This is a genomic window from Mesorhizobium sp. P2_F7, assembly GCF_056403695.1.
This window is the reverse complement of sequence record NZ_JBFUFA010000002.1, coordinates 237,767-255,622: the sequence shown is the minus strand read 5'-3', so window position 1 is coordinate 255,622 and position 17,856 is coordinate 237,767. Positions and strand designations below refer to the sequence as shown.

The following is a 17,856-nucleotide window of genomic DNA, read 5'->3' as shown; positions in this document are numbered from 1 at the left end:
AGACACGAACCCAACAGGAGAGACCGTTGTGCCCAACAGCAGAGATCCGGTTCGCTACGCCATCCTTGCCAATGCGGTCAGACATTTGAAGCTCGTGCCGCTCGCTTTGGCGGCGTCGCTGATGGTCGATTCGGCGATAGCCGGCGAAAGGCAGGCGTGGGTTGGCACCTGGCTGGCCAGTCCGCAATCGACATGGGGCGCCGATTTTGCCTTGCCGGTGAAGATACCGCCGCAGCTTGAGAACCAGACCATTCGCCAGACCGTCCGGATCAGCCTTGGTGGCGAGAAAGTCCGTGTCGTCCTGTCGAACGAGTATGCCGCCACGCCGGTCCAGATCGGCGAGGCCCGCCTGGCGATCGCCGGCGAGGGGTCGAAAATCCTCTCCGGCACCGATCGCGCGCTCACCTTTGGCGGACGGGCCAAGGCCGCAATCGCGCCGGGCACATCTTTGATCAGCGACCCGGTGGACCTGCCGCTCGATGCCTTGAGCCGGCTTTCGGTGTCGGTCTATCTGCCGCAGGAAACGCCGCTCGCCACCTTCCATTGGGACGGCAAGGCGACCGCCTATGTCGGCGACGGCAACCAGACGGCTTCGGACACATTCGCGGCGACACAGACTACCGATGCACGTATCCTGCTCAGCGAAATCCTGGTCGACGCCCCGGCAAATGACGGCGCCGTCATCGCCATCGGCGATTCGATCACCGACGGCAATGGCGCCACTTTGGATGCGGACAACCGCTGGCCCGATTTCCTGGCCGCGCGCCTCGCGCCGAAACAGGTAGCGGTGCTCAACGCCGGCATATCCGGCGCAAGGCTGCTGGACGACGCCATGGGCGAGAAGGCATCCGCCCGCTTCGACCGCGATGTCCTGGCCCAGCCCGGCGCCAAGGCGGTGATCCTGCTCATCGGCATTAACGACATCAGCTGGCCAGGTACGCCCTTCGTGCAGGAAAAATCGCTGCCCACCTTCGAAACCTTGACAAGCGGCTATCTGCAGCTCGCCGCCCAGGCCCACGCCCACAATCTTAGCATTGTCGGCGCCACATTGACGCCCTTCGAAGGCGCGCTGAGCGGGACGCCGCTTGATGCCTACTACACGCCGGAAAAGGATGCGCTGCGCCAGAAAGTCAACGACTGGATCCGCACCAGCGGCGCCTTCGATGCCGTGGTCGATTTCGACCTCCTGCTGCGCGATCCGGCGCATCCGACACGCCTGCTGCCCGAATTCGATTCCGGCGACCACCTGCATCCAGGCGACAAGGGAAACCAGACCATGGCCGACGCCATCGACCTTGCCACACTGGTCAAAAACTGAGCGACGCATCCACTGCTTCGGCTCGTATCTGAAAGGACAAACAAATGGATTATCGACGTCTCGGCGCATCGGGCCTCAAGGTCCCGGCACTCTCCTTCGGCGCCGGCACCTTCGGCGGCTCCGGCCCGCTGTTCGGCGCCTGGGGCAATAGCGATGCCAAGGAGGCGCGGCGGTTGATCGACATCTGCCTGGAAGCCGGCGTCAACCTGTTCGACACGGCCGATGTCTATTCGAACGGCGCTTCCGAAGAGGTACTCGGCGAAGCCATCAAGGGTCGCCGCGATGCGGTGCTGATCTCGACAAAGACGTCCTTGCCGATGGGCGACGGGCCGGCCGATTACGGTTCGTCGCGCTCGCGCCTGATCAAGGCCGTGGACGCCTCCTTGGAGCGCATGGGCACCGATTACATCGACCTGTTGCAGTTGCACGCCTTCGACGCCGGCACGCCGGTCGAGGAAGTACTGTCGACGCTGGACGACCTCGTGCGCTCAGGCAAGCTGCGCTATGCCGGCGTCTCCAACTTCTCCGGCTGGCAAGTGATGAAGTCGCTGGCTGAAGCCGACAGGCATGGCTACCCGCGCTACGCCGCGCACCAGGTCTACTATTCGCTGGTCGGCCGCGACTATGAATGGGAGCTGATGCCGCTCGGCCTCGACCAGGGAGTCGGCGCGCTGGTGTGGAGCCCGCTCGGCTGGGGCCGCCTGACCGGCAAGATCCGCCGCGGCCAGCCGCTGCCGGAAAAGAGCCGGCTGCACGACACCGCCGATTTCGGTCCGCCGGTCGACGACGAGCATCTCTACCGGGTCATGGACGCGCTCGACGCCGTGGCCGAAGAGACCGGCAAGACCGTTCCGCAGATCGCCATCAACTGGCTGCTGCAGCGCCCGACCGTGTCATCGGTCATCATCGGCGCCCGCAACGAGGAACAGCTGCGCCAGAACCTCGGCGCTATCGGCTGGGCGCTGACGCCGGAGCAGGTGAAGAAACTCGACGCGGCAAGCGAAGTCACCGCACCCTACCCGTACTTCCCCTACCGCCGCCAGGAAGGTTTTGCGCGGCTTAACCCGCCGGCGGTGTGAGCGTACCGGCGCAAACGTTCGAGGTTGGCTGAGGCTTCCCCAACGTCGTCATCCTAGGGCGAAGCAGGAGCGCAGCTCCGTCGCGGAGACCCTGGGATCCATTCCGTGACCTTGGCCGTGGAGTGCAGCGGAGCAGAATTCTGGACCGTAGCAACGCCTTGAAGTCGCGGCATGGATCCTCGGGTCAAGCCCGAGGATGACGAAGCGATGAGCGCATTTCCGCTAACCACCAAGGCATGCGATACGTCACGCAGTCCGTCAAAACGTCTGCGCGCCGCTCAGTGCAGCACAAACTCCCCATCGACCTTCCGCCACTCATTCGGCGCGATCAGCTTCTGGTGGGTGTAGCTGACCGAATGCAGCGGCCCGTCGAGCTTGGCCCGCCAGAACTCGATGAATTTGATCAGCACCGGAAACGTCGGCGCCAGATCGTAGTCCTGCCAGATGAAGCTCTGCAGCAGGTGCGGGTGATCGGGGAAGTGGTAGAGAATCTTGGCCGTGGTCAGCCCATAGCCTTTGAGCATCAAGTCCATTTCGGCATGGTCACGCATTGCAGCCCCCTGCGTCGATCTCCTTTCCTCCCAATGTTGGATTCTGCGCTCACTTGCTTAACTGTCTATTGATTTTTTTTGATCGTCGCGGGCATTTTCTACGCTAAAACATGCAGTTAGCAGCGACCTTGGCAGAGTGCTGACAGCCGCCGAATCCACGGCTGCGGCATCCCGCCGCGCGAATCCAACGTCTAATGTTGCCGTCAGCGCGGAACTGGTAATAATGCCGCCGAATTCGCGGCTGCGTCGCCGCGAAACCGTTGGCGCCAAGCCAGCGGAACGGTTCGGGAGGAATGCCAGAAATGTCCGAGGTCCATGTCCACCGCGTCCAACCGGCGTGGAAGAAGAACGCGCTGATCGACAACGACACCTACCTGAGATGGTATGCCGACAGCGTGAAAAATCCGGACAAGTTCTGGGGCAAGCACGGCAAGCGCATCGACTGGTTCAAGCCGTTCAGCAAGGTCAAGAACACCTCCTTCGACGGTAAGGTTTCGATCAAATGGTTCGAGGACGGCGAGACCAACGTCTCCTACAACTGCATCGACCGCCATCTGAAGAAGCGGGGCAACCAGACTGCCATCATCTGGGAAGGCGACAATCCCTACGACGACAAGAAGGTCACCTACAACGAGCTTTACGAGCACGTCTGCCGGCTGGCCAACGTGATGAAGAAGCACGGCGTCAAGAAGGGCGACCGCGTCACCATCTACATGCCGATGATCCCGGAAGCGGCCTATGCGATGCTGGCCTGCACGCGCATCGGCGCCATCCACTCGATCGTCTTCGGCGGCTTTTCGCCGGACGCGCTGGCCGGCCGCATCGACGACTGCAAGTCGACCTTCGTCATCACCGCCGATGAGGGCCTGCGCGGCGGCAAGCCGATCCCGCTGAAGGAAAACACCGACAAGGCGGTCGAGATCGCGGCCAAGGCCGGCACCAAGGTCGAAAAAGTGGTTGTCGTGCGCCGCACCGGCGGCAAGACCGGATGGGTCCAGGGCCGCGACGTATGGTACCATGACGAGATCGCCACCGTGAAGGGCGACTGCAAGCCGGAGAAGATGAAGGCCGAGGATCCGCTGTTCATCCTCTACACCTCCGGCTCGACCGGCAAGCCGAAGGGCGTGCTGCACACCACCGCCGGCTATCTCGTCTACGCCTCGATGACCCACCAATATGTCTTCGACTACCATGACGGCGATATCTACTGGTGCACCGCCGATGTCGGCTGGGTCACCGGCCACAGCTACATCGTCTACGGGCCGCTGGCCAACGGCGCCACCACGCTGATGTTCGAGGGCGTGCCGAACTATCCCTCGCAGTCGCGCTTCTGGGAGGTAATCGACAAGCACAAGGTCAACATCTTCTACACCGCGCCCACCGCACTGCGCGCACTGATGGGCGCCGGCGACGAGCCGGTGAAGAAGACATCGCGCAAATCGCTGCGCGTGCTGGGCTCGGTCGGCGAGCCGATCAATCCGGAAGCCTGGCAGTGGTATTTCAACGTCGTCGGCAACGGCAAGGTGCCGATCGTCGACACCTGGTGGCAGACCGAGACCGGCGGCATCCTGATCACGCCATTGCCCGGCGCCACCGACCTCAAGGCGGGTTCGGCGACGCGGCCCTTCTTCGGCGTCAAGCCGCAGCTGGTCGACGGCGAGGGCAAGGTGCTGGAGGGTGCCGCCGACGGCAATCTCTGCATCACCGATTCCTGGCCCGGCCAGATGCGCACCGTCTATGGCGATCATGACCGCTTCGTGCAGACCTATTTTTCCACCTACAAGGGAAAGTACTTCACCGGTGACGGCTGCCGCCGCGACGCCGACGGCTATTACTGGATCACTGGCCGTGTCGACGACGTCATCAATGTTTCCGGCCACCGCATGGGCACGGCGGAAGTCGAATCGGCGCTGGTCAGCCATGACAAGGTTTCCGAGGCCGCAGTCGTCGGCTATCCCCACGACATCAAGGGCCAGGGCATCTACAGCTACGTCACCTTGATGAAAGGGGTGGAACCGAGCGAGGAACTGCGCAAGGAACTGGTCGCCCATGTCCGCAAGGAGATCGGCGCCATCGCGTCGCCCGACAAGCTCCAGTTCGCCCCTGGCTTGCCGAAGACGCGCTCGGGCAAGATCATGCGCCGCATCCTGCGCAAGATCGCCGAGGACGATTTTGGCGCACTCGGCGACACCTCGACGCTGGCCGATCCGGCCGTCGTCGACGACCTGATCGCCAACCGCCAGAACAGGAAGGGCTGACGCATTTGATGGCTGCACTGGGCGCAGTCACGGAGCTCTGGCGTTACCCCGCAAGTTCGCTTGCCGGCGAGCGCCGGGACGCCATTTCGGTCGGCCTTGAAACCATCGACGGCGACCGCCTGTTCGGTCTCGTCGATCTCTCCGACAACGAGATCGCGCGGCCGGATCGCGATGCGAAATGGCACAAGGTGCCGCGCATCCACACAAGGCTGAGGGACGACCGGAAGCTTGAGATCGCCATTCCAGACGGCGACTGGCTGGCAGCACCTGGCGCGGAATGCGACAACGCCGTCTCGGCCTATCTCGGCTTCGCCGCCTCGATCCGGCCGTTCAGCCAGGAAACCGCGCCCGGCTATTCCGGCCCGCTGACCGCCGAGCGCTACCGCAAGGCGCCGATCCATCTCTTGACCACCGCATCGCTGGCGCGGCTGAAGGCTTTGCACCCGGAAGGCACGCTCGACCCGCGCCGCTTCCGCCCCAACATCGTCGTCGACATGGCGGCGGTCGAAGGTTCGTTTCCCGAGACCGAATGGATCGGCCGCAAGCTCGCCATCGGCGACCTGCTGGTGACCATCTCGGCACCGTGCCGCCGCTGCGGCTTCACCATCATCTCCCAGGACGGCTTCGACCACGACCCCGGCATCCTGCGCAACCTGGTCCGCCACAACGCCCATAATCTCGGCGTCTATTGCACGGTGGACAGGCCAGCCAGCGTCGAGATCGGCGCGCCGATGCGGTTCGTGTAGCGCCTCTACGAGAGGTGGCGAACCGCAGACCTTGGCGATTGACCGAAACCGGCCCCGCTACCGATACAAATCCGCACGTGTCGGCGGCAGGCCGCTCGGGCCGCGCGCGCGTTTGGTGACGACGGTCTGAAAAATCTGCGCCGAGGCGCGCTCGAAGGTGATCGAGCAGCCGGTGAGATAGAGCAGCCACAGCCGCGCCTTGGCCTCGCCGACTTCGGCGACCGCCTCGTCGAAACGGGCCTGCAGCCGCTCGGCCCACAGCCGGCAAGTGCGCGCGTAGTGTTCGCGCAAATTCTCGACGTCGTAGACGAGGAAGCCATGCGCCTCGAAATTGCCGAGCGTCATGCCGATTGTGTCGAGTTCGCCGCCGGGGAAAATGTATTTGAGCAGCGCCTTGAACTCCGGCCCCTTGCGCAAGGTCTTTTTCAAATCGCCCTTGCTGCGCCTTGTGATGGCGTGGTGCAGATAGATGCCGCCCGGCTTGAGCAGCCGATGGACGGTCTTGAAATAGGTGGCGTGGTTGGCGAGGCCGAGATGCTCGAACATGCCGATCGACGATATCTTGTCGAAGGAACCGGTAAGCTCCGCATAGGACTTGATCTCGATGGTGATGCGGCCTTCCAGTCCTTCCGCGCGGATGCGCTCACGGGCAAGGTCGGTCTGCGCCTGCGACAGCGAGACGCCATGGCCGATGACGCCGTAATTCTTCGCCGCATGGATCAGCATCGCACCCCAGCCGCAGCCGATGTCGAGCAGCTTTTCACCCGGCTTCAGCCGCAGCTTGCGGCAGATATGGTCGAGCTTGTCGGCCTGCGCCTGGTCGATGCCATTGGCGAAATCCTTGAAATAGCCGCAGCTGTAGACCATGCGCTCATCGAGGAAGAGCCGGTAGAATGCATTCGAAATGTCGTAGTGGTGCTGGATCGCTTCCTGGCTCGAGCCGCTGACATAGGGATTGCGCCCCGACAGATCGGTGCGCGCACTCATCTGCTTGCGTGACAACAGCACCGCCGGCAGGTCGCGCAGGATCGCCAGCTTCGGCAGCGACTTGATCTTGGTCCTGAGCTTGCCTTGCGACGGCAGGGCGTAGAAATCGAAAATCGTCCCGTCTTCGATGTCAATCGTCTTGGAAATCCACATCTCGATCAGCGTCGACAAGGACGGCCGCTTCACCACCTGCCAGACAATGTCCTGGTCGTTGATGGTGAGCACCGGCCCGGTGGCGGGACCGATGCGCTCGCCGGTCCACAGCCTGACTGCAAAACCCGGCTTCAGCGTTTCGATCACCGTTCGCACGATGCGCGCGGCCTTTTCCGCTGCCTCCATGCCATTCCTCCGAATGCTGGTCCCCCCAGCGGGAGTTTGCCCGCCCCGGCGTCCGTTCGCAACCCGGCGCGGGAAAGCCAGCCCGCCGGCTATTTCAAACCGGCATCTTGTCTTTTGCTGCGACGCACCCCATCATCTCTGTTGTGTTCAACAAATCGAAAGGAGGTGATCCGATGTCGAGTGATTTCGTTTTCCAGAACGTGGCCTCAGCGGATTGCACTTTCGGGAAGCAGTCTTCCCGTTAAGGCGCGAGAAGCGCGGTGGGTGACTTCGGTCGCCGCCATCGGCCGCGCCATGGACGGAAACACGGAAGGCCGCCGGCTTCGTCAAGAAGCGGCGGCCTTTTCCTTTTGTGCCGGCAGGGATGGCTACTTGGTCAGCGCCAGATTCTCGATGTTGCGGGCGATGGCCTGGAAGGCATCATTGAGTTCGGTACCGCTGGCAACCTGGTAGAAGTGCTTGATGCTGCCGGTGTCCGGGCTGGCGCAATCCTGCAAGGTCGCCTTGGCGTTCTTCTCGTTGAGGTCGAAGCCGATGGTGAAGATCTCGATGCCCTTGTTGCGCATCGCGCCGCACAAGGTCTTGGCTGCCGTACGGGTCGGTTCCTTGCCGGCGTCGTTATAGACGTCATTGACCGTGTTGGCGTCGAAATAGGACAGGTTGAACTCGCCGTCGGTCATCAGGATCGCGAATTTGGCGACCTTCTTCGGATCCATCTTGGCTGGCCGCTGCGATGCCTTCATCACGCTGCCCCAGTTTTCCGACAGCATGTACCAGGCCCATTGCACGCCGATATGGCCGGCGGTGCCGCCCGAAGCGGCGAAGTTCTTGATCACGCTCTTGAGCGCGTTGGCGTCGGCCGTCAGTGGCATCAGCGCGGCGGCCGGGCAGGCCGCCGTTCCGGTGTTTTGCGCGAAGCCCGACAGCAAATAATCGCGATTGACCATGCCGACATCGGGGCCGGCATCCGTATATTGGTTGGCTCCCTTGCGCTCGGTGGCACAGTTGTCTGGCCGCGTCGATGACGAGACGGCCTGCGGGTCGTCATTGGCCGGAGCCTGTTTGCGCTGGCTGGCCTTGGTTTCGACAAACACGCTGCTGGCGGCAAGCGTGCCGGCATTGACCGAATTGGCGTAGGGCACTATGGCGACGCGCACCCGCGGCTTCGACATGTCCTGGCCGGCGAGGAACGCATCGACGGCATTGCTTGCCGCTGCCTTCAAATCCTTGATCTTCTGGCCGGCCATCGAGCCGGTGACGTCGAGCATCATCGAGACTTCGATGGTCTTGTCGGAATAGAGCGCCGTGGTCGAAGCGCCGACACGTTGCATGTCGCCGATGCTGAACAGCGGAAAGTAGAGCGCGACATCAGCGTGTGCGTCGGCCGTGACCGTATTGGCGGTCCTGTCGACAGTCAGCTTGTCGAGAACGATCTGGTTGGCCTGCAGTATGCCGGCCATGCTGTTGGCGTCGAGAAAGGCCTGCACCGACTTGTTGGCGTCGGCTTCCTTGATCACCCCGGTGGTCAGGTCGCGTGCGGTCGAGGTGACAGCGGCATCGACCACGCCCTGCAGGCTCGATTTGGCGTTGTAGATCTGGGAGATGTTGACGGAAAAGCCGACGCCGAGCGCCAGGACCGAAGCGGCAAGGCCGAACAGCACCGCAAAACTTCCGCCGCGATCCCTGGTGAAAACGCCAGCCGCGTGAACAAGACCCTCGTAATTCCGCATCCTTCAGCCCCCGATCGCCTCGGCCTCTTCGCCGCGGGACAGCCAATGCAGGATTCCGGCCGGATCGCGCGGTTGCCTCCGCTAAAGCAGCCAGCCATCGGTCAAACTGTTGTTTTTGCTGAGTTCGGCATCGCCGCAAGGTGAACAAGCGGTAAACGGAAATTCACCGAAGCGACTTCGTTTACGAAGTGCTTACCATGATCCGCCGCATGCCGAATCCCGGTCCCGATCCGGCACAGATGTCCTTACGATGTGGTGTGTCGAAGCGGATCAGAATCCCCGTCGCGAACCGCTCTACGCGAGCATGTGCGCGCTGACAGTCTTGTCGACGCCGTGATAGGGCGGATTGAACAGCTTGCCTTCCTGCTCATAGGTCCAGACCTTGAACAGGCTGAGCCGGTGCGGACCGAAACTGTGCAGCAGCGGCACGTCTGTCGCGTCGCGGCCGCGCGCGATGACGACGCGGCCGATCCTGGGCGTGTTGTGGCGGGGGTCGAACGTGTACCACTTGCCGTCGAGGTAGACTTCCATCCAGGCGGAAAAATCCATCGGTGCCGGATCGACCGGCACGCCGATATCGCCGAGATAGCCGTTCACATAGCGGGCCGGGATGTTCATGCAACGGCACAGCGTAATCGCCAGATGGGCGAAGTCGCGGCACACACCGACGCGCTCCTCATTCGCCTGTGCGGCGGTTCGTGTCGGACGGGCATAGCCATAGCCGAAGGACAGCCGGTTATGGACATAGTCGACGATCGCCTGCACCCGCGTCCAACCGGACGGCAGGTGGCCGAAAAGCTGCCAGGCGAGACCGCTCAGGTGATCGGTCTCGCAATAGCGGCTGCCGAGGAGATAGCCGAGCACATCGTCCGGCAGTTCCGCCACCGGCACTTCCCTGGCCAGCGTGTTGACCGCATCGGGCTCGCCGCTGTCCTCGACGGCAGCGTCGTAGAGGATGCGGAAATTGCCGGCGGGCGCGACAAAGCGGCGGCAGGCATTGCCGAACAGGTCGTGATAGAGCTTGCTCGGTACCGAAGGCGAGGTCAGCACGCGCGTCTGCCGCTTGATGTCGGCCTGCCGGTCCGCATGGATCTCAAGCAGCGAGATGACCGGCGTGGCATCGGTGCATTCAATCGCGATTTCGTAGCCGAGCCGGATCAGCATGGCGATTCCCCCGTCATTTCGTCGTGGAAGACAGTTTGGTTCAAACGCCAGAAGCGGGATCATGGTTCCCTGGAGCGATCGAAAAGACTGCCCCGCGCCTTTCCACGCAGAGGCCATGGCGTTACGGTCGAACGACAGGTTTTGACCCTCCCCGAAACGCTCCCGAAAACCCTTTGGAAAAATTTGATGTTTGCAGGCAGAAAATTCGCCGCCTTCCTCTTCGATATGGACGGCACGGTGCTCAATTCAATTGCTTCGGCCGAGCGCGTCTGGGCGGCGTGGGCGCGTAAGCACGGTCTCGACGTCGAAACGTTCCTGCCGACGATCCATGGCGTGCGCGCCGTCGAGACCATCACCCGGCTGGCGCTCCCCGGCGTCGATCCGGTGCACGAGGCGCATGTGCTGTTGCAGGCCGAGTCCGACGATGTCGAAGGCGTGCTGCCGATCGCCGGCGCCGTGCCGTTTCTCAACGCGCTGCCGCCCGAGCGCTGGGCGATCGTCACCTCGGCGCCGCGCCCGCTGGCGCTGCTGCGCATGCAGGCCGCCGGCGTCCCGGTTCCGGCGCTGATGGTCGCCGGAGAGGACGTTTCGCACGGCAAGCCGGCGCCCGATTGTTTCCTGCTGGCGGCAAAACGGCTCGGCGTCGATATCGCCGACTGCCTGGTCTTCGAGGATGCGCCAGCCGGCATCGCCGCGGCGGAAGCCGCGGGCGCGTCAGTGATGGTGATCAGCGCCACCCACCAGCACCCAATGGCGACGCAGCACAATTCGATTGCCGGCTACGACACCGTCTCCATCGCCGTTGATGACAGCGGCTGGATGACGCTGGAGGCACAGCGCAGCGCGGCCTAGGATCTAAAAGTCGCTAGTCAGGCCCTTGACCTCCCAGTCGCCGTAGCGGCCAGGCTCCTTGCCTCCACGGCCGCCGAGTTCCTTCGGCAGCGCGGCCTCCTTCTGGCTATACGCTTCACGGCGCGCCTTGGCCTCGGCCAGCGCGCGACGGGCGGCGGGTGTCAGGTCCTTCGGAGGGGCAACACCATCCGGATCGGCGTCGGCTTTGCTGGGTTCGTCGCTCATGCGATAGTTCCGGCGGATTGAAACGAGAGGCGGCGTTTCCCATCATATAGCGATGATGACACCCGGATCGACCCCTTTTTGCCACGGCCGCAAACGGAGCAGACGATGAGCACGCTACGCACCGCCATGCTTCTGGCCGCGATGACTGCGCTGTTCATGGGCGTCGGCTTTCTGATCGGCGGCACCGGCGGCATGATGATCGCTTTCGTGTTCGCCGCGGGCACCAATTTGTTCAGCTACTGGAACGCCGACAAGATGGTGCTGTCGATGAACCACGCCGTCGAGGTCGACGCGAAGAACGCGCCCGAATTTTACGCCATCGTCGAGGCGCTGGCCAAGCAGGCCGGCCTGCCGATGCCGAAAACCTATCTGATCGACAACCCGCAGCCCAACGCCTTCGCCACCGGCCGAAATCCCGAGAACGCCGCCGTGGCGGCCTCGACCGGGCTGCTGGAGCGCCTCTCGCACGAGGAGGTGGCCGCCGTCATGGCGCATGAGCTCGCCCACATCCAGCACCGCGACACGCTGACCATGACCATTGTCGCGACGCTCGCCGGCGCCATCTCGATGCTTGGCAATTTCGCCTTCTTCTTCGGTGGCAACCGCAACAACAACAATCCGTTCGGCTTTGTCGGCGTGCTGGTGGCGATGCTGGTGGCGCCCTTCGCCGCCATGATCGTGCAGATGGCGGTCAGCCGCACGCGCGAATACGAGGCCGACCGGCGCGGCGCAGAAATCGTTGGAAATCCGCTCTGGCTGGCTTCAGCGCTTGACAAGATCGCCCGCGGCGCCGAACGCATCCGCAACCCGGATGCCGAGCGCAACCCCGCGACCGCGCATCTCTTCATCATCAATCCCTTGCACGGCGAGCGCATGGACAGCCTGTTTTCGACCCACCCGAACACCGACAACCGCATCGCCGCGCTGCAGGCGATGGCGCGCGACATGGCCGGCAGCCAGCCCGCGCCGCGCCAGGCGCCGACGCCCACCGAAGAATTGCAAGCCGATGGCCAGCAAGGCCCATGGGGCAAGGCAGCGCAGCCCGAGCCCTCGGTCGAACCGGCACAGCCCAAGCCTAACCCATGGGGCCGCAACTCGACCGGACCCAAAGGTCCGTGGTCGTGAGCGGCGCCGGAAGCCGGCCCGTACATTCAGGCAATCGCGAAAACAGCTCGGACGAATCGGTCGCCGGCCTTGCCGCGCGCAAGGCGGCGGCGCGGCTGCTCGCCGCCGTCATCGACGCCAGGACGCCGCTCGACGGGCTGACCGATCACGAGAACGGCCATCCGCAGTACAAGGCGCTCGACCTGCGCGACCGCGGCCTGGTGCGCGCCATACTGGTGACCGCGCTGCGCTACCGCATGACCATTGCCGGGCTCCTCGCCCGCCGCCTGGAAAAGCCGCTGCCACCCAACGCCACGGCGCTGTCGCATATCCTCCATGTAGCGGCGGCGCAGATCCTGTTCCTCGACATTCCCGACAGCGCCGCCGTCGATTTGGCCGTGACCCACGCCAAATCCGATCCGCGCACGCAGCGTTTCTCCGGCCTCGTCAACGGCGTGCTGCGCACGTTGGCGCGGGCCAAGGACACGGAATTGCCTGCCGCGCTCGCCGCCACCGACGAAGCGCCAAAATGGTTTTCCGACCGGCTGAAGGCCGCCTATGGCGCCGACAGGACGAAGCAGATTCTCGCTGCCCATCGCGTCGAGGCGCCGGTCGACTTCACGGTCAAGGCCGATCCGGAACTCTGGGCCGAAAAGCTCGGTGGCATCGTGCTGCCGACCGGCACGATCCGGGTGGAAAAGCTCAGTGCCTCGGTCACCGAACTGCCCGGCTTCGAGGAAGGCGCCTGGTGGGTCCAGGATGCCGCCGCCAGTTTTCCGGCGCGGCTGTTCGGCGATGTCAAAGGCCTGCGCGTCGCCGACCTCTGCGCCGCCCCCGGCGGCAAGACCGCCCAGCTGATCCTTGCCGGCGCCAAGGTCACCGCGGTCGACACATCGAAGAACCGGCTGGCGCGGCTGATCCAGAACCTCGAACGGCTCGGCCTGTCGGCGGATATCGTCCAGGCCGATCTGCTGAAATACCAGCCGGCGGAACTGTTCGACGCAGTCCTGCTCGACGCGCCCTGCTCCTCCACCGGCACGGTGCGGCGGCATCCCGACGTGCCATGGACGAAGACCATGGCCGACGTCGAAAAGCTCGCCGATCTGCAGGCAAGGCTGCTCGCGCGCGCCGTCACCTTGGTCAAACCGGGCGGTCGGATTGTTTTTTCCAACTGCTCGCTCGACCCGATCGAAGGCGAAGAGCTGCACCGCGCCTTCCTCGCCGGCAACAAAACGATCGCCGACGATCCGCTGCAGCCGGGCGAGATCGCTGGCCTCGATTCTTTCCTGACCAGCCAGGGCACGCTGCGCACCACACCAGCCGATCTCGATCTCGGCTCGCCCGGCATTTCCGGCCTGGACGGTTTCTTCGCCGCCCGCATGCGGCGTGTGGCCTAAGGAACAAGCGCCGTCGCAGTGATGTGGACGGCAGACCTTGGTGATTGGCCGAAGCCTTCGTGACTTCGTCATCCACGGGCGGAGCAAGGAGCGAAGCGACGCGGCGCAGACCCGAGGAACCATGCCGCGACTTCGAGGCGTTGCTACGGTCCAGAATTCTGCTCCGCTGTACTCCACGGCCAAGGTCACGGAATGGATCCCAGGGTCTCCGCGACGGAGCTGCGCTCCTGCTTCGCCCTGGGATGACGAAGGTGGGACACATCAGCCAATTCCGAACGCTTGCGATGCCTAAAGCATGTCGTCTAGCGACCAGTGGTTGGCCCACCGCGCATCTATTTCATCGTCGACATTCTGGTAGCGGATATCGGTGGAGAGCCGGATTCGCCCCTCCAGGCTCTGGTTGGTCGTCGAAGCGTGGATCATGTAGGGCGAGTGCAGAACGACATCGCCCGCCTCGAAATCCGCGATCAGCCAGCGCGTGTCGAACCGCTCCGCCATATCGGGCAGATCCTTTGACACCCAGCCACCCTCGCTCATGTTTTTGTTAAAGGCGCTGATGCGCTCTTCCGGGCTGAGCTCGGCATTGTCCCTATTGAACCGGGCCTCCATGTCGAGGCCGATCGCGTGCGAGCCCTCGAGATAGACCAGACCGCCCATGTCGACGGAAACGTCGCCGATCGGAATCCAGGCTGTGACGATGCCGCTGGTGCCGCCGCGCAGATAGACGAGGTCATAATGCGCCGGCGTCGCGACAGTCGTGCCTGGCTGGGTGAAGCGCATGAGCTTGCGCTTGTGCAAGTAGGACAGCCCGCCGACAAACGCATCCATGAGCCGCGACATCCGCGGCTGCGCGCAAAAGCCTTCATAGGCGGTGGAGCGAACCAGCGCCATCAGCCGGCGATCGGCGAGCTGACGGTCGAACACGCCGGCCGCCGCCAACCCGAGCGCAGGATCGGACCCGGGCCGCAGCAATCCGCTGTCAGCCAGATGCGAAAACACCCAGCCGCGAAAACCGATGACGTCGCCGCGCGGCAGCAAGCCTTTCAGCCAGACATAGCCCTGCTCGGCAAAGAGCTTGCGGATCGTCTCGATGCCGACCTTCGGTTCGGTCGGCGAGAGATAGCCCAACCGGTTCGAAGCTGCCGACAATGTCTTGCCGTTGGCGACCAGATCGATCGGAGGAACGGTGCCCTCGAGCTGCGCTCCGCCTGTCGATCTTGACATTTCAGTCACCCATGATTTGTCGTCTCAGCTAGCAGTGCCATGTCTACCGTCGCCCTCACCATGGACAGAACAAAGAGCTGGACTTTTCGCTCATGCCTGATCACCATTTCGCACTCTACAGATCTGCGCCGGAGGCCGCCGGCGGCCTGTCGGTAACCGGGATTGGCCGACATCGGGTCGCGCAGGCAATCACCGCGCGCAAACTGCCGGATTTTGCCGTGGTGCTGGTCGAGGACGGGCAAGGCTGGCTGGAAACCAAAGCCGGCGGCAGGCAGGCGGTCGAGGCACCTGCCCTGTTCTGGCTGTTTCCCGGCAAGGCTCACTCCTACGGGCCGGACGCATCGGGCTGGCTGGAACGCTGGGCGCTGTTCGACGGTGCCCTGATGCGTGATTTCACAAGGCTGCGGCTGATCGCCGAGGGCGCACCCGTCGTCCCCTTGCATGACTTAAGGGAAATGCGGCGTCTGTTCGACAGGCTTCATAGCGAGCTTTCGCTCGACACCGTGCTCAGCCAAGCGGAAGCCGCCGCCACGATGCATCACATCGTCGTGCAGGCTGCGCGCCAGGCGGCGGATCGCATCAACCGCGAACGAAATCCCGGTCTTGCCACAGACATCGAGCCCATCATCGACGAATTGCGCCGCTGCGCCTGCGATTCGGTCGATCTCGACGCCTTTGCCGCGAAATTCTCGATGTCGCCGGCAACCTTGCGCCGCAGGTTCGCGCTGGCTGCTGGCATGTCACCCAAGGCCTTTCAACTGCGCATTCGGCTCGACCGCGCCAAGCAGATGCTGGCCGCTTCCGATTCGTCGATTGAATCCATCGCCGCCGCCGTCGGCATCCACGACGCCTTCTACTTCTCCCGCCTGTTTCGCGATCGCGAGAACTGTTCGCCGAGCGAGTTTCGATCTCGCCACAACCGCAAGTGAGCGCTGGATTGTCGGGCTTAGCCCCGGAAATTGCTTGACTTTTTTCGGGGTGGACCGGAGGCCGGCAGCGTGAAGCCCTTCACGCCGGCGGAATTCGACTTCGCATAAGTTCTTGAATCATATAAGCTTGTGCTGGGGTACAAGAGTATGATGCCGAGAAGTGTGACGCGGTTTTCGGACAGCATCATGCTCTATCGCTAGGTCGACGAGGAGGGGTTTTGGCACTGGCTGCCGGCAGCACGACACGTCTGTGGACGCTTGTCGCTAGGGAGTTTTGGCGCAAGACGCGCCGGCGCCTTCGCGCGGGGCCAGTCTATCGCTGGCGCTATTCCGGACGTACGCCGGAGCGTGTCCTGATTGCGCCGCCGGACCTCAGGCTCGCCGACCCGCAGATCGCGCTCGAGATTTATTATGGCCGCTATCCGCTATCGGGCCACCTGGTCGAGACCGGCGGCAAATCGCCATTCCAGATCGAAGTCGCCAATCGCGGCTGGGTGAAGACGCTGCACGGTTTCCGCTGGTTGCGCCACATGCGCGCCGCCGGCACCGAGCTTGCCGCCGCCAATGCCCGTGCGCTGGTTTCCGACTGGATCGCCATGCACGGCAACCAGATTTCCGGCATCGCCTGGGAACCGGGAACCACGGCAAAGCGAGTCATCGCCTGGCTGCAACATTCCTCGGTTGTCCTACAAGGGGCCGAATTTCCGTTCTATCGCGCCTTCCTGAAATCGCTCGCCGTGCAGATCCGCTACCTCCGCTCGATGGCGCGCGAAATGCCGGACGGCAAGGACAGGCTGCGCGCCCGCATTGCGCTGGCTTTCGCCGCCTTGTCGCTGCCGGCGCCTGCCTCGGCGCTGCGCGGCGCCACCCGCAATCTGGCGGAAGAACTCGACCGCCAGATCCTTCCCGACGGCGGCCATATTTCGCGCAATCCTATGGCGGTGCTCGAACTGCTCGCCGACCTTCTGCCGCTGCGCCAGACCTATGCCAACCAAGCCGAAACGCCGCCGGCAGCCCTTATGGGCGCCATCGACCGCATGCTGCCGGCGCTGCGCTTCTTTCGCCATCAGGACGGCAGCCTGGCCCGCTTCAATGGCATGGGCGCAACCATCCACGACCGCATCGCCACCATATTGCGCCATGACGACACCGCCGGCGCGCCGCTGCTGCACGCGCCGCATTCCGGCTATGAGCGGCTGTCGATGGGTGGTGTGACGGTCATTGCCGACACCGGCGCGTCGCCGCCCGTCGACGTGTCCAACGCCGCGCATGCCGGGTGCCTGGCCTTCGAGCTGTCTTCCGGCCGCCAGCACTATGTCGTCAATGCCGGTATCGATACCTATGGCGCCGCCGAATTCCGGCCGCTGGCGCGCGCCACCGCGGCGCATTCGACCGCCACCATCAACGACACCTCGTCGGCGCGGTTTTCGCATTCGCTGCGCGTCAACGACCTGCTCGGTACACCGCTGCTGGGTGGCCCCCAGCAGGTGCCGTGCAAGCGCATCGACCAGAAGGGCACGCAAGGCTTCATTGCCCGCCATGACGGCTATATCCAGCGCTTCGGCTTCCTGCATGAGCGCGAGATGAAACTGTCGAGCGAGGGCAATGTGCTTGCCGGCAGGGACCGCTTTCTGCGCCCCGGCGGCGCCGCCATCCGCAACAATGGCCGCGACTTCGTGGTGGTGCGTTTCCACATTCATCCCGACATCAACCTTTTGCAGGACGAGCATGACCGTCTGGTGCTGACCGCCGACCAGGCCGACACTTGGGTGTTCACCTGCACCGAAGTGGCGCCGGAGGTGGAGGAATCGATCTATTTCGCCGGCCTTGGCGGCCCGCGCCGCTGCCGCCAGATCATGCTGGCGTTCAAGGCGTCAGAGATTGCCGAGGTCCATTGGCAGCTGACGCGCACCCGCATCGCCGGCTACCCCGAAAACAACTGAGCGTCATTGC

15 protein-coding genes are annotated in these 17,856 nt (G+C 63.7%); 9 read left to right on the top strand and 6 right to left on the bottom strand.

Going from position 1 to position 17,856, the window contains the following annotated elements:
- Nucleotides 1-28 precede the first annotated feature (28 nt).
- Entirely contained in the window at nt 29-1,318 is a 1,290-nt protein-coding gene (locus tag AC1DZ8_RS06485; protein WP_477309175.1) for an SGNH/GDSL hydrolase family protein, read from the top strand.
- Between the two features lie 44 nt (nt 1,319-1,362).
- Nucleotides 1,363-2,397, top strand: a complete 1,035-nt coding sequence (locus AC1DZ8_RS06480) for an aldo/keto reductase (RefSeq protein ID WP_477309173.1) — start codon at nt 1,363-1,365, stop codon at nt 2,395-2,397.
- Between the two features lie 278 nt (nt 2,398-2,675).
- On the opposite strand, the gene AC1DZ8_RS06475 is transcribed toward AC1DZ8_RS06480, so the two are convergent.
- Nucleotides 2,676-2,948 carry an usg protein gene (locus AC1DZ8_RS06475; protein ID WP_477309171.1) on the bottom strand — a complete coding sequence of 91 codons (273 nt, stop codon included), beginning with the start codon at nt 2,946-2,948 and terminating at the stop codon, nt 2,676-2,678.
- Between the two features lie 302 nt (nt 2,949-3,250).
- On the opposite strand from AC1DZ8_RS06475, the gene acs reads away from it, so the two are divergent.
- Nucleotides 3,251-5,206, top strand: coding sequence for an acetate--CoA ligase (gene acs, locus AC1DZ8_RS06470; protein WP_477309169.1), 1,956 nt, complete (start codon nt 3,251-3,253; stop codon nt 5,204-5,206).
- 8 nt (nt 5,207-5,214) lie between these two features.
- Nucleotides 5,215-5,952 carry an MOSC domain-containing protein gene (locus AC1DZ8_RS06465; RefSeq protein ID WP_477309167.1) on the top strand — a complete coding sequence of 246 codons (738 nt, stop codon included), beginning with the start codon at nt 5,215-5,217 and terminating at the stop codon, nt 5,950-5,952.
- Nucleotides 5,953-6,009: 57 nt separating this feature from the next.
- On the opposite strand, the gene AC1DZ8_RS06460 is transcribed toward AC1DZ8_RS06465, so the two are convergent.
- The 3 genes from AC1DZ8_RS06460 to AC1DZ8_RS06450 all read right to left on the bottom strand — a co-directional run bounded on the left by AC1DZ8_RS06460 (nt 6,010) and on the right by AC1DZ8_RS06450 (nt 10,172).
- Nucleotides 6,010-7,278 (bottom strand): class I SAM-dependent methyltransferase, encoded by a 1,269-nt coding sequence (locus AC1DZ8_RS06460; RefSeq protein WP_477400538.1) that lies wholly within the window; start codon nt 7,276-7,278, stop codon nt 6,010-6,012.
- Between the two features lie 368 nt (nt 7,279-7,646).
- Nucleotides 7,647-9,008, bottom strand: a complete 1,362-nt coding sequence (locus AC1DZ8_RS06455; protein WP_477309163.1) for a pilus assembly protein TadG-related protein — start codon at nt 9,006-9,008, stop codon at nt 7,647-7,649.
- Nucleotides 9,009-9,302: 294 nt separating this feature from the next.
- Nucleotides 9,303-10,172, bottom strand: coding sequence for a transglutaminase-like domain-containing protein (locus AC1DZ8_RS06450; RefSeq protein WP_477309161.1), 870 nt, complete (start codon nt 10,170-10,172; stop codon nt 9,303-9,305).
- Nucleotides 10,173-10,358: 186 nt separating this feature from the next.
- Between AC1DZ8_RS06450 and AC1DZ8_RS06445 the strand changes: the two genes are divergently transcribed.
- Entirely contained in the window at nt 10,359-11,024 is a 666-nt protein-coding gene (locus AC1DZ8_RS06445) for an HAD-IA family hydrolase (RefSeq protein WP_477309159.1), read from the top strand.
- Nucleotides 11,025-11,027: 3 nt separating this feature from the next.
- On the opposite strand, the gene AC1DZ8_RS06440 is transcribed toward AC1DZ8_RS06445, so the two are convergent.
- The gene (locus tag AC1DZ8_RS06440) at nt 11,028-11,249 is read right to left on the bottom strand and encodes a DUF1674 domain-containing protein (protein ID WP_477309158.1); all 222 of its coding nucleotides are present in this window, start codon (nt 11,247-11,249) and stop codon (nt 11,028-11,030) included.
- 105 nt (nt 11,250-11,354) lie between these two features.
- On the opposite strand from AC1DZ8_RS06440, the gene htpX reads away from it, so the two are divergent.
- Nucleotides 11,355-12,374 (top strand): zinc metalloprotease HtpX, encoded by a 1,020-nt coding sequence (gene htpX / locus AC1DZ8_RS06435; protein ID WP_477400535.1) that lies wholly within the window; start codon nt 11,355-11,357, stop codon nt 12,372-12,374.
- Nucleotides 12,332-13,750 carry an RsmB/NOP family class I SAM-dependent RNA methyltransferase gene (locus AC1DZ8_RS06430; protein ID WP_477309154.1) on the top strand — a complete coding sequence of 473 codons (1,419 nt, stop codon included), beginning with the start codon at nt 12,332-12,334 and terminating at the stop codon, nt 13,748-13,750. The genes htpX and AC1DZ8_RS06430 overlap by 43 nt, the downstream gene beginning before the upstream one ends.
- A 288-nt stretch (nt 13,751-14,038) precedes the next feature.
- On the opposite strand, the gene AC1DZ8_RS06425 is transcribed toward AC1DZ8_RS06430, so the two are convergent.
- Nucleotides 14,039-14,974 (bottom strand): phytanoyl-CoA dioxygenase family protein, encoded by a 936-nt coding sequence (locus AC1DZ8_RS06425; RefSeq protein ID WP_477309152.1) that lies wholly within the window; start codon nt 14,972-14,974, stop codon nt 14,039-14,041.
- A 92-nt stretch (nt 14,975-15,066) separates the two neighbouring features.
- On the opposite strand from AC1DZ8_RS06425, the gene AC1DZ8_RS06420 reads away from it, so the two are divergent.
- Together AC1DZ8_RS06420 and AC1DZ8_RS06415 are read left to right on the top strand one after the other, a co-directional pair.
- Entirely contained in the window at nt 15,067-15,903 is an 837-nt protein-coding gene (locus AC1DZ8_RS06420; protein ID WP_477309150.1) for a helix-turn-helix transcriptional regulator, read from the top strand.
- A gap of 218 nt (nt 15,904-16,121) precedes the next feature.
- Nucleotides 16,122-17,846, top strand: a complete 1,725-nt coding sequence (locus AC1DZ8_RS06415) for a heparinase II/III family protein (protein WP_477309148.1) — start codon at nt 16,122-16,124, stop codon at nt 17,844-17,846.
- Nucleotides 17,847-17,856: the final 10 nt, after the last annotated feature.

Bases quoted from the DNA above. Each gene is read 5' to 3' on its own strand.
- AC1DZ8_RS06430 (WP_477309154.1), top strand. From the start codon at position 12,332: ATGGGGCCGCAACTCGACCGGACCCAAAGGTCCGTGGTCGTGAGCGGC.
- AC1DZ8_RS06465 (WP_477309167.1), top strand. From the start codon at position 5,215: ATGGCTGCACTGGGCGCAGTCACGGAGCTCTGGCGTTACCCCGCAAGT.
- AC1DZ8_RS06420 (WP_477309150.1), top strand. From the start codon at position 15,067: ATGCCTGATCACCATTTCGCACTCTACAGATCTGCGCCGGAGGCCGCC.
- AC1DZ8_RS06460 (WP_477400538.1), bottom strand. From the start codon at position 7,278: ATGGAGGCAGCGGAAAAGGCCGCGCGCATCGTGCGAACGGTGATCGAA.
- htpX (WP_477400535.1), top strand. From the start codon at position 11,355: ATGAGCACGCTACGCACCGCCATGCTTCTGGCCGCGATGACTGCGCTG.
- AC1DZ8_RS06450 (WP_477309161.1), bottom strand. From the start codon at position 10,172: ATGCTGATCCGGCTCGGCTACGAAATCGCGATTGAATGCACCGATGCC.
- AC1DZ8_RS06445 (WP_477309159.1), top strand. From the start codon at position 10,359: ATGTTTGCAGGCAGAAAATTCGCCGCCTTCCTCTTCGATATGGACGGC.
- AC1DZ8_RS06455 (WP_477309163.1), bottom strand. From the start codon at position 9,008: ATGCGGAATTACGAGGGTCTTGTTCACGCGGCTGGCGTTTTCACCAGG.
- AC1DZ8_RS06475 (WP_477309171.1), bottom strand. From the start codon at position 2,948: ATGCGTGACCATGCCGAAATGGACTTGATGCTCAAAGGCTATGGGCTG.
- AC1DZ8_RS06440 (WP_477309158.1), bottom strand. From the start codon at position 11,249: ATGAGCGACGAACCCAGCAAAGCCGACGCCGATCCGGATGGTGTTGCC.
- AC1DZ8_RS06480 (WP_477309173.1), top strand. From the start codon at position 1,363: ATGGATTATCGACGTCTCGGCGCATCGGGCCTCAAGGTCCCGGCACTC.
- AC1DZ8_RS06425 (WP_477309152.1), bottom strand. From the start codon at position 14,974: ATGTCAAGATCGACAGGCGGAGCGCAGCTCGAGGGCACCGTTCCTCCG.
- acs (WP_477309169.1), top strand. From the start codon at position 3,251: ATGTCCGAGGTCCATGTCCACCGCGTCCAACCGGCGTGGAAGAAGAAC.